Genomic DNA, 14,250 nt, shown 5'->3' on the forward strand with positions numbered 1-14,250 from the left:
CGGCGGGAATGAGGCCGGCCGCGCTTCACGACGGCGTGTCAGCCGTGCGCATGCTCGTCTTTGTGCGACGGCCGGTGCTCGGCGGCCGGATGGTCGTCATGCGCCGGCGCACGTGCGCCCTCCGGCCGATTCTCCCGAGGCGCCGGCTGCGGGTGCGGACGCTCCTGCGGCGGCGGATGCGGGGCGGCCTGCGGTTCCGGGCGGGGCTGCGTGCGCTCGGGCGGCGGTTGCAGTTGCGGCCGCACCTGCGGCGTCGGCTGCCCTTGCGGCACAAAGGGTTCGGGGCGCGACTGCCACTGCTGCGGACGACGCCCGGGCTCCGCTTCGGTCGGCGTGTTCGGCGCCGGACGCTGCGGCGTCGCAGCGCCGCGTGCCTCGGCGGCTCCCCCCGGCGATTGTGTCGATTGGCGGCGCATCTGCATGTCGCGCTGTGCGGCGTCGTGCCCCGGTTGCTGCACGCCCTGCGGCACTTCGCCGCGTATTGAGGGTTGCGAGGGTTGCGCCGGGACAGCGCCTCCCGGTGGATGCGGCACCCCGCGTGCCGGCTCCTGTGCCTGCTGCCCGACCTGTCCCGGGCGATTCCGATCGAAACCCTGACGCACAGCGCCCGGCTGCCCCGGTACACCAGGCGCGCCCGGCTCTCCGGGAACGCCTGGTGCGCCGGGTAGGCCCGGGACGCCTGGATGGCCGGGGGCCCCCGGTTGGCCCGGCACTCCGGGGGCGCCATGCGCGGGCGGCATGGCCCCTGTCGGCGGCAAACCGCCGTGGGCGGGCGCCGCGCCGGCGGGCCCCAGGGCGGGCTGCGCGGGCGTGGGCGTCGTTGCACGGTTTGCACCGGTCGCCCCGTTTGTCGCATTGACCCCATTTGTCCCATTGATCCCTATCGGCGCACCCACCGGGCCGCGGGTACTGACCACGGTCACGCGAGGTTGCACGCGGGACTGCAAACTGCCGTTTCCGGCGTTGGCCGGGCCCGCGGGATGGCTCCGCCCTCCCTGTCCCGCGTTCGGACCGAACGCCAACGGCGCGCCGCCAGCGTTGGGAACGGCGTGCAGGGTGCTCGTCAACTCGCGCGACGTCATCGCACGAACCGCCGGCGCGCGCGTCGCGAGCACCTGACGGTTGAACACCCCGGCCGGCGGCGTCCCGGCGGCCGGACGGCTATTGCCGACGAGGCTTTGCCGCACCGGCGCCACGCCCGGGGTATTGGCCACACGCCAGGCCTGGCCGGAACGCGGCGCGGCCAGCGCCACCGGCGCGCCCACCGGACGCCCCTGCACGAACGCCTGTGCCGGCATCGTCGACACCGCGCCGCGCACGTTCCGATTCACGTACATGTTATTGACGTTGATGTTGGTGATATTGGTGGTGTTGGTCGTTTTGATTACCGTCGAGCGATTGATGTTGGTGATGTACGTCGAACTGGCGTGATAGGCAGGGCGGTACGGATCGTGCGGGCCGAGTGCGAACCAGGCGAGACCGACGCCGCCCGCCGCGAACGACACACCCCACGCGTTGCCGCCGCCGCTGCCCCCCACCCAGCCGACCAGCGCCGGCGCGTAGACCGGGCGAACCGCGACCGGCCCCGGCACCCAACACCAGCGCGCGTCCACATAGGCCCAGCGGCCGTAGTGATACGGCGCGAAGCCCCACGGCGCTTCGTCGACCCACGTCCAACCCCACGGGTCGACCCAGACCCAGTGCCCCGTGCGATACGGCGCCCAGCCCGAAGGGACGTTCGATGGCACCCACACGGCACCGTAGCTCGCGGTTTCCTGCCATTCGCCGTAGTCGTCCAGGCTTTCGAAGCCGGTCATGTCGCGCGGCACGTAGCGCGCGGAGACGGACGCGTCTTCCCTGGCATCGCGCTCGCGCACCCATTGATCGAAGGCGTCCGCGACCAGCGGGCCAGTCGGCTGCTGCGTCAAATTCTGGCCAACGAAGGCCACGCGCTGCCCCTGCTGCAACGGCACCGACGCGCCCTGCCCGTACGCCGTGCCGGCCCCACGCCAGACGCTGACCGTCGTCACGCCGTTCGGATCGACGTCGACGCGGTACTCGCCAGCCTGTTGCGGCACGAACGCCAGGTTCGGCGTATCGATCTCGTAAGGTTGATTCGGGTCGTAGCCGCGAAGACGCACGCCGAGCGTGCCCTGCGTTACGTTCAGTTGCACATTCTGATCGGTGACGGCCGACAGCGCGACGCTGGTGGAAGCGCCAATGCGCACGGCCGTGCCGCCCACGTGCATTTCCGCGCTGCTGTTGCGGTCGACCCAGACGGCGTCGCCGGTGGTAAGCGGCCGGTTGCGGTTGGCATAGCGCCAGTCGCTGGTGCCTGCCGGGGCGTAAGTCACGGTGCCAGCGAATTCGTTCAGGCGGGCGACCCGCCCAGGGGGATCGGCGCTCTGTGCCTGCGCAAACGCCGGGATGCCGGCCGCGCCCATCGCACCCAGCGCAAGCCCAACGCCTAGATAGCGAACCATCGTCCGCCAGGAAATGAGGGGTTTCATAAACACTCCGGGCCGTTCGGCCAAACGCGCCGTACGTTGTCAGAGCGCGTCATTTCGTTATTCCGTCCGAATCCTTCGGCGGGCGCCGCCGCGTCGAGCACCACCTCGAACCCGCGATCCGGCTCACCACAAGTGACACTTCGAGCCTAAGCCTGCCGTGTGTGACAGCGTGTAAAGGAGTGCTACGGGGATGTAACCGACGGAAAGCCGGCGAGCGTCGCCATGCCGGCCCCCGGTCACGGCGTCTCAGTGCTGGCTGAGCGCGTGCGACAGGAGTTTGGCCGTGATGTCGACGATCGGGATCACGCGCTCGTAGGCCATGCGCGTCGGGCCGATCACGCCGAGCGTGCCGACGACCTCGCCGTCGACTTCGTACGGCGCGGTGACGACCGTCATCTCCTCGATCGGCACGAGGCTGGACTCGCCCCCGATGAAGATCTGCACGCCCTCCGCACGGCTCGACACGTCGAGCAGTTGCAGCAGGCTCGTCTTGGACTCGAAGACGTCGAAGAGCTTGCGCAGCCGCTCCATGTTCGACGACAGATCCTCCACGCCCAGCAGGTTGCGCTCGCCGGAGATCAGTACGCTCTCGCGCGTGGTGTCGGCCATGGCGTCGCTGCCCGCCTCGACGGCGGCCTGCATCAGTGCGCTCATGTCGGTGCGCAGGGCATCGAGCTCGCCGCGCAAGAAAGCGCGGACATCGTCGAAACTCTGGCCGCCGAAGTGCGCGTTCAGATAGTTCGCCGCCTCGACCAGTTGCGCCGGGGAATAATCTTTTTCGGTCAGGATGATGCGATTCTGCACATCGCCTTCGGGCGTGACGATGATCAGCAGCACCCGCTTGTCGGAAAGACGCAGGAATTCGATTTGCCGGAACGTCTGGCTGCGGCGCGGCGTCAGCACCACGCCCGCGAACTGCGACAGGTTCGAGAGCACCTGCGCGGCCGAGGCCACCAGTTGCTGCGGGCCGGCCGGCTGCAGGCGGTTCTGGACCTGGGAGGCCAGTTGATGCACGGCTTCTTCGAGCGGGCGCACCGAGAGCATGGTGTCCACGAACAGCCGGTAGCCCCGCGGCGTGGGCACGCGCCCGGCCGAGGTGTGCGGGCTGGCCACGAAACCGAGCGCCTCCAGATCGACCATCACGTTGCGGATGGTGGCCGGCGACAGGTCGAGTCCCGAGTAGCGGGAGAGCGTGCGCGAGCCGACCGGCTGGCCATCCGCGATGTACCGTTCGATCAGGGTTTTGAGGAGAGTCTGCGCACGTTGATCTAGCATGGCAAAAATTGTAACGCGAAATATGCGTACGCGGCGTGCGGCGTACTCGGGAGTGAACGCCGTGGTGTGGCGTGCTTGCCAATGGTTGCTGTCATCGACTTATGGTGTAATGGCGGCATGAAAACAGGGAGCCCTTTCAAGACCGTGGCGCTCGTCGGGAAGTACCATGCCGACGGCGTTGCCGAGCCATTGCTCACACTCGCGGCGTGCATTGCCCAGCGCGGGCATCATGTCGTGTTCGAGCGCGATACCGCACATAACATCGGCGCCGACGCCGGCCGTTACGACACGCTCGACATCCTCGAAATCGGTACGAAGGCCGATGTGGCCGTCGTGGTGGGCGGCGACGGGACGATGCTCGGCGTCGGCCGGCAGCTCGCCGCCTCGAAGGTGCCGCTCATCGGCGTGAACCACGGGCGCGTCGGCTTCATCACCGATATTCCGCTCGACGAGATGCGCCAGGTCGTGCCGGCCATGCTCGAAGGGCATTTCGAAGCGGAGCAACGCACATTGCTCGCCGCGCGCATCGAGCGCGACGGCAAGACGCTCTACGACACCCTTGCCTTCAACGACGTGGTCGTGAACCGCTCGGGCATCTCGGGCATGGTCGAGCTGCGCGTGGACGTCGACGGCCGCTTCATGTACAAGCAGCGCTCGGACGGCCTCATCGTGGCCACTCCGACCGGCTCGACAGCCTATGCGCTCTCGGCCACCGGGCCGATTCTGCATCCGCGCCTGGGCGGCGTGGTGCTCGTGCCGATCGCGCCGCACGCGCTGTCGAACCGTCCGATCGTGCTGCCCGACTCCAGCAACATCGTCATCACGATCACGGGCGGGCGCGAGGTCGGCGCCAACTTCGACATGCAGTCGTTTGCCGAACTGCGTCAGGGCGATCGGATCCTGGTGAGCCGCTCCGAGCATCAGGTGACGTTCCTGCACCCGGTCGGCTACAACTACTACGCCACGCTGCGCCGCAAGCTGCACTGGAACGAGCATATCTCCGACGAAGATACGCCGCAGAACTGAACACACGCCTCCTTCGACACCTCATGCTACGCAGTCTCTCGATTCGCGATTTCGTGATCGTCGATCGCCTCGATCTGGAATTCTCCGCCGGCTTCACCGTGTTTTCGGGGGAGACCGGCGCGGGCAAATCGATCCTGATCGACGCGCTGGCGCTGGCGATGGGCGAGCGCGGCGACGCCAGCATGGTGCGCACGGGGCAATCCCGTGCCGACATCACCGCCGAGTTCGCCGCCGACGCCTCGGCCCGCCCCGATCTCGAAGCCTGGTTGCAGGCGCAGGCGCTCTCGCTCGAAGAGCATGGCGGCGTGCTGCTGCGCCGCGTGCTCGACACGAGCGGGCGCTCGCGCGCCTTCGTCAACGGCACCCCCGCCACGCTGGCGCAACTGCGCGAACTCGGGGAGATGCTGGTCGACATTCACGGCCAGCACGCCCATCAGCAACTGCTGCGCCCCGACGCGCAGCGCCGCCTGCTCGATTCGCATGCGGGCGCCACCGCGCTCGCCGCCGACGCGGCCGCGGCGCACAGGGAATGGCGCCGCCTCGTGAAGCGTTGCGAGGAAGCGCACGGGCGCGATCGCGAACTGCAGTTGGAGCGCGAGCGCCTCGAGTGGCAGACCGCCGAGCTCGACAAGCTCGCGCCGCAGGAAGGCGAGTGGGACGAGGTGAGCGCCGAACATCGCCGCCTGTCGCATGCCGCCAGCCTCATCAACGGCGTGCAGGGCGCGCTTGACGTACTCGCCGAGGCCGACGGCGCCATCGTGCCTTCGCTCGGCCATGTCGTGCATCAGATTCGCGAGCTGGCGGAGATCGACGCCGGGCTCGCCGACACCCTCGCCGCGCTCGAGCCCGCGGAGATCCAGCTTCGCGAAGCCGTGCATTCGCTCACGCACTATGCACAGCGTATCGACCTCGACCCGGAGCGTCTGGCCGTGGTCGAGCAGCGTCTCGATGCCCTGCACTCGGCCGCCCGCAAGTTCCGCGTGACACCGGAGCAGCTGCCGGCCGAGCTCGCCGAGCGGCGCGCGCAACTCGACGAGCTCACGGCGTCGCAGGACACTGCCGCGATGCAGGCGGCCGCCGACGCCGCCCACGCCACCTATCTCAAGCTGGCCAAGGCGTTGTCGAAGGCCCGCGCGCAAGCCGCGGCGTCGCTCTCGCGCGAAGTCACGCGGGCGATGCAGGACCTCTCGATGCCGGGGGGCCGCTTCGACGTGGCGCTGAGCCCGGTCGCCGAGCCGCAATCCTTCGGTCTGGAAACGGTCGAGTTTCTGGTCGCCGGGCACCCGGGCGTACCGACGCGGCCGCTGGCCAAGGTCGCCTCGGGCGGCGAACTCGCTCGCATCAGCCTGGCGCTGCAAGTGATCGCGAGCAGCGCCAGCCTCACGCCGACGCTGATTTTCGATGAAGTCGATTCGGGCATCGGCGGCGCCGTCGCCGAAGTCGTCGGCCGTCTGCTGCGGGAGCTGGGTCAGGGACGGCAGGTGCTGTGCGTGACCCATCTGCCCCAGGTGGCCGCCCTCGGCCATCAGCATCTGCGGGTGAAGAAGCGCAGCGACGGCGATACGACGATGAGCGAAATCGAGCCGCTCGGCCGTACGGAACGCGTCGAGGAAATTGCGCGCATGCTCGGCGGCGTCGAGATCACGGCGACCACGCGTAAGCACGCGCGCGAGATGCTTGCGCTCTGAACGTCACATGGCGACGTGCATCGCCGTCCCGCAATCCCAATGAAAACGCGGGCAAGCCCGCGTTTTTTTCACTGCGTTGCCGTCACACCGGTCCCGCATCGGCGAACACGGAATCCCACAGTCCGATGACCGCGTCGCGTTCCGCCGCAACCTGATCGACCGGCACGCGCGCCGCTTCCACGCCATCGAGCCGCAGCTTGTGTTGACGCTTGCGGTACGTGCGATACGCGGCCGCGGCGTCGTCGGCGAGCTTGGCGTCGATGAGCCCCAGTTGCGCGGCCTCGCGCAGCAACGCGATATTGCCCGCATTGCGCAGCAGCGCCGGGTGCGCGCCCGAATGCAGCAGCACCAGATACTGCACGGTGAATTCGATATCGACCATGCCGCCCCGGTCGTGCTTGAGATCGAACAGCGCCGTGGGGTTCGGATGCCCTTCGAGCACCTTGCGGCGCATCGCCACGATCTCCTGCGCGAGCGGCGCCGCTTCACGCGGCGTGGCCAGCACCTGCGCACGAATGTTCTCGAACTCGGCGCCGATCGCTTCATCCCCTGCGCAGAAGCGCGCCCGCGTGAGCGCCTGATGCTCCCACACCCAAGCCGTATTCGCGTTGCCCTCGCGGAACTGGTACTGGCGGAAGCTCTCGATGTTCGTCACCAGCAGGCCCGACAGGCCATTGGGACGCAGGCGCAGATCGACGTCGAACAGCATGCCCGCGCCCGTGTGTGTCGTGAGCCACGTCACGAAGCGGCGGGCGAGCGCGGCGTAAGCGTCCGGCGCGCGGTCGTCGTCATCGTCGTACAGGAAGATGAGATCGAGATCGGAGGCGTAGCCGAGCTCCTTGCCGCCGAGCTTGCCGTAGGCGATGACGGAGAAGCGCGGGACTTCGCGATGACGCGAGACCACGTGCGGCCAGACCGTCGAAATGGTCACGTCGACGATGATGTCCGCCAGCTCCGAGAGCCGGTCGCTGATCGTCTCGACGGACAGCGCGCCCTGCAGATCGAGCAGCAGGATCCGGAACACTTCCGCGTGGTGCGCGCGACGCAGGATGTCCATCTGCACTTCCACGTTGCCGGCCGCACCTGCCGCGTTCAGACTCAGCAGCAGCTGCGTCTTGAACGACGGCCAGTCGAACGGCGCGGCGAGCGCTTCGTCATCGAGCAATTCGTCGAGCAATTGCGGATGGCTGATCAGATAGCCCGCCGCCCAGCGCGATCCCGCCAGCACCTTGACCACGCGCTCCAACGCGCGCGGATATTCGGTAAGCAGCGCCAGGTACGAGCTGCGACGGCTGATGGCCGAGAGCAGGTCGAGCATGCGCGCGAGCACCGCGTCGGCCTCCCCCGTGCCCGCGGCCCCTTCGACCGAGCGTTGGACGAGTTGATCGAAGCGCCGCCGGCTCTGCTCGCCGAGCGCCTTGTAGCGCGAGGACGTCCACACGGCGCGCAGGCGATCGAGCGCCCCCGCGGCATCGGCGAAGCCCAGCCGCGTGAGCTGATTGCCGAGATCGCCCGTCTGCGCCTCGTCGGCGAGGCACTCGCTCCACAACTCGGGCGGGCATTCGCACTCGCCCGTGCCGGACGACGCCCGGCCGCCCTTCTGCCCGTTGCCGTTCGCCTTGTCGGCGAAGATCTCGTCGAACTGCGCGGCCACGAACTCGCGGTGCTCGTCGAGCACGGTCATGAACGTCGCCTCGTCTGGGAAGCCCATGGCGCGGGCCACCGCGAGACGATCGTCGCCGGAGGCTGGCAGGATGTGCGTCTGCGCGTCGTCGAGATACTGGATGCGGTGTTCGAGCTTGCGCAGGAAGACGTAGGCGTGGCTCAGCGCGTCCGCAACGCTCTGCGCGAGCCAGCCGCGCCGAGCGGCCACGCCGAGCACGGCGAGCGTCGGCCGCACGCGCAGTTCGGGCTCCTGGCCGCCCCGGATGAGCTGAAACACCTGTGCGGAGAATTCGACTTCGCGAATACCGCCGCGTCCGAGCTTGATGTCGTTGATGCGCGCCGGCTTCGCCCGCGCGCGGCGCTCGGCTTCATGGCGAATCTGTTCGTGCAGCGCGCGAATCGCACCGATCACGCCGTAATCGAGATAGCGACGGAAGACGAACGGCTGCACGAGCGACGCCAGCAACCGCTCGATGCGCTTGCCCGGCTCGCTCGCCACTTCGGAGACCAGCCGCCCCTTGATCCATGCGTAGCGCTCCCATTCGCGCCCCTGCACATAGAAATACTCCTCGAGCATCGGCAGGCTACACACGAGGGGCCCGGAATCGCCGTTCGGGCGCAGACGCATGTCCACACGGAACACGTAGCCGTCGGATGTGAGTTCGGAGATCAGACCGATCAGCTTGCGGCCGAGCTTCGTGAAGAATTCATGGTTCGAGAGTAGGCGCAAGCGGTTGGCGGCAGCCGGATCGGCGTCGTCCGGCGCGGAGGTATCGCCGTCGTCCTCATAGAGAAATATCAGGTCGATGTCCGAAGAGACGTTCAATTCGCGCCCACCGAGCTTGCCCATGCCGACCACGGCGAGCGTCTGGCGCTCGCCTTCGGCATTGCGCGGCACGCCATGAATCGCTTCCAGGTCGCGCGACAGGACCGTGACGCCGGCCTGGATGGCGAATTCGGCCAGGGCCGTCATGGCTTCGGTGACTTCGGACAACTCGGCGCGCCCGTCCAGATCGCGCTGCATGACGGCGCAGATCGCCTCGGCACGCAACACGCGCAGCGCCCGGGCGAGCCCGGCTTCGTCCACGCCGGACACCCCGGACGGCTGTTCGGGCGGGGTCAGCGTGGTGTCGGTGATGGCTTCGAAGCGGCGAGCGAGCCAGCGCGCGTCCACGGGATGCTGGGCCAGCGCGGGCAACGCTTCGGCCAGCGCAGGGCGGCTCGCCAGCATGCGCGCGGCGTAACGCGAGTAGGACGTGATGTCGATCGGGGTTTCGGGTGAACTCACTGGCGGGCTTCCGGTCTGCACTGAGAATGAGGAGACACGATGTCTATCGGCAAGACCGAAACCCAAGCCGGAGCGGGCCTGCGACGCCACACCGTCCGGGCGACGCCTGCCTGCCATGTCAGGCAGGGACCGCGCGCGAGGGTGTCCGCGCGCGCCGGCGTGCGCGATCGTCGTCGGCCGCCCTCGCCCTTTCCGGTGCTTTCGCGGGCTTTCGTTGGCTTACCCGCGCGCGAGCAGACGCCCGATCCCCCGTCTGTTTCCGCGACGGCCGGCCGGTCGAACGGTGCTGGGCTTGTGTTACAGTCTTTGCCACAGAAACTACCACATTCCCTCGTAGACGCGCAGCATGACCGACCGTAAGCCGCCTGCCTCACCCACTGCGACCCGGTCCTGGTTCTCGTCACTGCCGCGTGGCTTGCGCCTGGGCCTGGAATGGCTGCTGGCGCTCATCGTCATCGTCTATTTCGGACTGGGTGCCGTCGTCCTCGCGACCCGGTACGTGATCCTCCCGCGTGTTGCCGACTACCGCCCGCAAATCGAAGCGGCGGCCACGCGCGCCATCGGCCTGCCCGTCACCATCGGCCGCGTCGACGCCGTCTGGCGCGGCTGGCACCCCTATCTGACGCTGGAAGACGTGCGCGTGGCGCGCGCCACGCCGAAGCCGGCGCCCAAGGCGTCGGCGCCCGTGCTTGCGGGCCGACCCGGCGCATCGTCGGCGGCGGCCCATGGCGCCCATGACGCCCATGGCACCGATCGCACCGATGAAGCCGCCGTTGCCTATGCCCCGCCGGGCGCGCCGCCGCCAGCCGATCCGGGCCTCACGCTGCACCGGCTCGACGCCGTGCTCTCGTGGACCAGCCTGCTCCATTTCGATCTGCGCCTGTCGGACCTCACGCTGTATCAGCCGGATCTGACGGTGGAGCGTCTGGCCGACGGCTCGGTACTCGTCGCGGGCCTGCCGGTCGCCGGCAATACCGGCGCGTCGAACACGAAGGCGGCCGACTGGCTCATGCGGCAGGCACGCATCGTTATCCGCGGCGGTACGGTGCGCTGGCGCGACGCCACGCGCGACGCGCCCGAAGTCGTCGTCACGCAGGTCAATGCCATGCTGCGCAATCGCGGCTACGAGCACCGCTTCGGCCTACAGGCCAACCCGCCGACAGGCATGGTCGCACCGCTCGACGTCCGCGCCCGCTTCACCAACCCGTTGTTCACGCGCCCCGGCGAAGTCGACCGTTGGCGCGGTCAGATCTATGCCGACGTCGGCACGCTCGATCTGGGCGAACTGGCACGCTACGTCGACCTGCCGGGCAAGGATTCGCGCGGTCGCGTCGCCGCGCGCGCGTGGGTCGATTTCGACAGCGGCGCGATCGTCGGGGCGACGCTGCGCGCGGCCGGGGAGAACACGTCGGTGCAATTGGCCGACGATCTGCCTCCGCTCACGTTCGACGCCACCGCGGGCCGTATCGACGTCATACGCGCGGGTGCGCAGCCCGACGCCGGGTGGAATCTGCGCGCGCGCGATCTGACGCTGCAGGCTGCAGGCCGCCCAACGCTCGACATTCCCGAACTCAAAGGCAGCTACGCGCCGAGCGCCGAAGCGCACGGCCTGCGCGTGGCGTTCGCCGGACAGCGCTTCGATATCGGCGCGGCGATGGCACTCGTGCCGTCACTGCCCATCGATGCGCAGACCCGCGAGACGCTCGCCAGCTTCCGTCCGCGCGGCCGCCTCGCCAACTTCGACCTCAGCTACCAGGCGCCCAAGCCGCACGGCGCCAGCAACTGGCGCGACCTGCCGGGCCTCAAGCAACTGCCGCCCGAGCGCGACCGCTACCGGTTGGTGGCCGACTTCGAAGACCTCGGCATCGACAGCCAGATCAGCCAGCGCGCGCCCGCGCATCCCGGTGCGCCGAACGCGGGCCGTCCCGGCTTCTCGAATCTGAGCGGCCACGTGGACGCCGACCAGACCCGCGGCAGTCTGACGCTCGACGCCAAGAACGCCACGCTCGACTTCCCCGGCCGTTTCGACCAGCCGCGCATCGATCTCGACACGCTCACCGCGCGCACGTCGTGGCGTATTTCGCATTCGGCGACCCGGCGCGATGCGCCCGCCGACGTACAGGTGCGCGTCGATGCGCTGCATCTGCAGAACGCCGAACTCGCGGGCGACGTGAGCGGCACGTGGCGCAACGGCGGCAAGGGCAACGGCATCGTCGATCTGAAGGGCAGCATCGTGCGCGCGAATGCGAATTCGGTGCCGCGCTATCTGCCGACGGACGTGGGCGCCGGCGTGCGCGACTACCTGCAGCGCGCGCTGCTCGCCGGCACGGTGCAGAATGCGCCGTTCGCCGTGCAGGGCGACCTGGAAGACTTCCCGTACGGCAAGGGCGAGGGCAAGTTCCACATCGACATTCCCCTCGTGGATGTGACCTTCAACCCGTCGCCGCTGCGTCCCGGCCATACCGAAGTCTGGCCAGCCTTCGAGAAGGTGCGCGGCAATCTGCGCTTCGATGCCGACAAGCTGCACATCGCCATCGACTCCGGCACGGTCTTCGGCGTGACGCTTACGCAGGTGCTGGGCGACATCGACAACCTCGGTCAGGACGACTCCACCCTCACGCTCAAGGGCGACGCCAGGGGACCCGCGGCCGACTTCGTGAAGTACCTCAACAGCAGCCCCGTGGGCCACTGGATCGGCGACTTCACCGACGAGACGCGCGCGAACGGCACCACGCAGCTCGCCCTGCAGTTGTCGATGCCGCTCGAGCACACCGACCGCTCGAAGGTCACCGGGCGTGCGCGCTTTCTGCGCAACGACATCATGCTGATCGGCGGCCTGCCGACCTTCGGCGCCGTGGACGGCGAACTGGCGTTCACCGAGCGCGGCATCTCGCTCGACAATCTGCGCGGCACCTTCCTCGGCGGCGACGTGCGCGCCTCGGGCGGCAGCCGCGACGACGGCACCATCGCACTGAACATCAACGGCACCATGAGCGCGCAAGGACTGCGCGAGAACCGCGAGAACGCTTCGCTCGCACAACTGGCCAAGCGCATGACCGGCAGCACGCCGTACACCGCGACGGTCGCGGTGCGTCAGGGCATGACCGAGGTGACCGTGCAGTCGACGCTCGCCGGCCTCGCCGTCAATCTGCCGGCGCCGCTCGGCAAGAGTGCGGAAACGTCCCTGCCCGCGCGCTTCACGCTGCGCCCGCAGCCGAATCCGGGCGGACGCCGCGTCGATATGCTCGACTTCGCCATCGGCAGCGTGCAGGCCAACTACGTGCAGCAACGCAGCGGAACGCGGGTCGATGTGCTGCGCGGCGGTATCGGCATCAACCAGCCGGTGCCCGCGCCACGCGAAGGCGTGCAGGCCGCCGCGCAGTTCGACACGCTCGACGTGGATGCGTGGCGCAGCGTGATCGCCTCGCTCGACAGCCCCGCGGTGACGCCCGGCACGCAAGGCACGCCGCCCGCGCCGGTCGCCACGGCGGCGGCGGCGCGCGACGAATTCGGTGCGCTCACTCCTTACATTCCCACGCGCCTGGCGCTGCACGCCAAGCAGGTGAGACTGATGTCGCGCCTGTGGCCGGAACTGGTCGTCGGCGCACAGCGCAACGATCGCGACTGGCAAGTCAGCCTGGCCTCCGATCTGGTGTCCGGCTTCGCGCAATGGCACGCGCCGGATGCGAAGAATCCATCGGGTGCCATACGCGCTCGACTGGCAAAGCTCGTCATACCGCGCGAAGAGCATGGCAACGACGTGCTCACGCAGGTGCTCGACGAGCCAAGCGACGAATTCCCCGCCATCGACGTCGTCGCGAACGATTTCGTGCTGCGCGACAAGCCGCTCGGCAAGCTCACGCTCAATGCGCACAACGACATCGAGGAAGGCGTGCCCGTCTGGCAACTCACGAAGCTGGAGTTGAGCAACAGCGCCGCCACGCTGGACGTGAGCGGCAACTGGCGCACGTCGCGGCGGCGCGCGGCGGTGGCCGGCAGCGACGACGACGTGCCGCGCCGCACCCTGCTCGACTTCAACCTCGAAGTGAAGGATGCGGGCGGCCTGCTCGACCGGCTGGGTCTGCCCAAGACGCTCAAGGACGGCTCGGGCACCGTGTCGGGCCGCTTCGGCTGGCGCGGCGGACCGGACGCCATCGACTACCCGACGCTCGGCGGGCGCGTGAAGGTCGAGCTGCGTCGCGGACAGATTCTGAAAGCCGACCCGGGGCTGGCGAAGTTGCTGGGCGTGCTCTCGCTGCAGACGCTCACCAAGATCCTCACGTTCGACTTCAACAGCGTGATCGGCAGCGGCCTGCCGTTCGACAGCATCGACGGCAACGCCACGATGCAGGGCGGCGTGGCGACCACCAACGATCTGACCATCAACGCGAACGCGGCCACGATCAAGATCGACGGCCATACCGACCTCGCGCGCGAAACGCAGGATCTGAACGTGCTGGTGCTGCCGAAGATCAACGCGGCGTCGGCCTCGCTCGCGTGGGCGATCATCAACCCGGCGCTGGGCATCGGCTCCTTCTTCGCGCAACTGGCGCTGGGCGATCAGCTCTCGCGCACGCTCTCGAGCCAGTATCACGTGACCGGTTCCTGGGACAATCCGGTCATCGGACAGGGAGGCGGCAATAAGAGTAAGATCGAAGCAACGCCGGAAACCCGGCCGGAGACGCAAGACCGTATGCAATCGCTTGGCATGCGCGGCAACTGAGCGCCTTTTCCGCATTCGCGCCAGGGCGCGGCCTCATTGCCTGGTCGCTCTGGTGCCTTGTTGCCCCGCCCTTTG

General features: G+C 68.6%; 6 protein-coding genes. 3 read left to right on the forward strand and 3 right to left on the reverse strand.

Annotated features, from left to right (window positions below; genetic code table 11):
- Positions 1-38: 38 nt before the first annotated feature.
- Positions 39-2,510, reverse strand: coding sequence for a DUF6600 domain-containing protein (locus RO07_RS26760; protein WP_157118220.1), 2,472 nt, complete (start codon positions 2,508-2,510; stop codon positions 39-41).
- A gap of 246 nt (positions 2,511-2,756) precedes the next feature.
- The gene (gene hrcA / locus RO07_RS20365; RefSeq protein WP_039405293.1) at positions 2,757-3,785 is read right to left on the reverse strand and encodes a heat-inducible transcriptional repressor HrcA; all 1,029 of its coding nucleotides are present in this window, start codon (positions 3,783-3,785) and stop codon (positions 2,757-2,759) included.
- Between the two features lie 117 nt (positions 3,786-3,902).
- Here hrcA and RO07_RS20370 point away from each other — a divergent pair, with 117 nt between their 5' ends.
- On the forward strand, positions 3,903-4,811 hold the full coding sequence (locus RO07_RS20370; protein ID WP_039405295.1) for an NAD kinase: 909 nt from the start codon (positions 3,903-3,905) through the stop codon (positions 4,809-4,811).
- Between the two features lie 23 nt (positions 4,812-4,834).
- Positions 4,835-6,499: a DNA repair protein RecN gene (gene recN / locus RO07_RS20375; RefSeq protein WP_039405297.1), complete on the forward strand. Its 1,665-nt coding sequence runs from the start codon at positions 4,835-4,837 to the stop codon at positions 6,497-6,499.
- Positions 6,500-6,581: 82 nt separating this feature from the next.
- Here the strand turns inward: recN and glnE are convergent, their stop codons facing one another.
- Positions 6,582-9,395 carry a bifunctional [glutamate--ammonia ligase]-adenylyl-L-tyrosine phosphorylase/[glutamate--ammonia-ligase] adenylyltransferase gene (gene glnE / locus RO07_RS20380; RefSeq protein WP_052267431.1) on the reverse strand — a complete coding sequence of 938 codons (2,814 nt, stop codon included), beginning with the start codon at positions 9,393-9,395 and terminating at the stop codon, positions 6,582-6,584.
- Positions 9,396-9,798: 403 nt separating this feature from the next.
- Between glnE and RO07_RS20385 the strand changes: the two genes are divergently transcribed.
- Entirely contained in the window at positions 9,799-14,175 is a 4,377-nt protein-coding gene (locus RO07_RS20385; protein WP_084072726.1) for a YhdP family protein, read from the forward strand.
- Positions 14,176-14,250: the final 75 nt, after the last annotated feature.

The organism is Pandoraea pulmonicola, from assembly GCF_000815105.2.
GTDB lineage: Bacteria > Pseudomonadota > Gammaproteobacteria > Burkholderiales > Burkholderiaceae > Pandoraea > Pandoraea pulmonicola.

What these genes read in the sequence shown, in the direction of transcription:
- RO07_RS26760 (WP_157118220.1), bottom strand. Translation starts at nt 2,510, where the DNA reads ATGAAACCCCTCATTTCCTGGCGGACGATGGTTCGCTATCTAGGCGTT.
- hrcA (WP_039405293.1), bottom strand. Translation starts at nt 3,785, where the DNA reads ATGCTAGATCAACGTGCGCAGACTCTCCTCAAAACCCTGATCGAACGG.
- RO07_RS20370 (WP_039405295.1), top strand. Translation starts at nt 3,903, where the DNA reads ATGAAAACAGGGAGCCCTTTCAAGACCGTGGCGCTCGTCGGGAAGTAC.
- recN (WP_039405297.1), top strand. Translation starts at nt 4,835, where the DNA reads ATGCTACGCAGTCTCTCGATTCGCGATTTCGTGATCGTCGATCGCCTC.
- glnE (WP_052267431.1), bottom strand. Translation starts at nt 9,395, where the DNA reads ATGCTGGCGAGCCGCCCTGCGCTGGCCGAAGCGTTGCCCGCGCTGGCC.
- RO07_RS20385 (WP_084072726.1), top strand. Translation starts at nt 9,799, where the DNA reads ATGACCGACCGTAAGCCGCCTGCCTCACCCACTGCGACCCGGTCCTGG.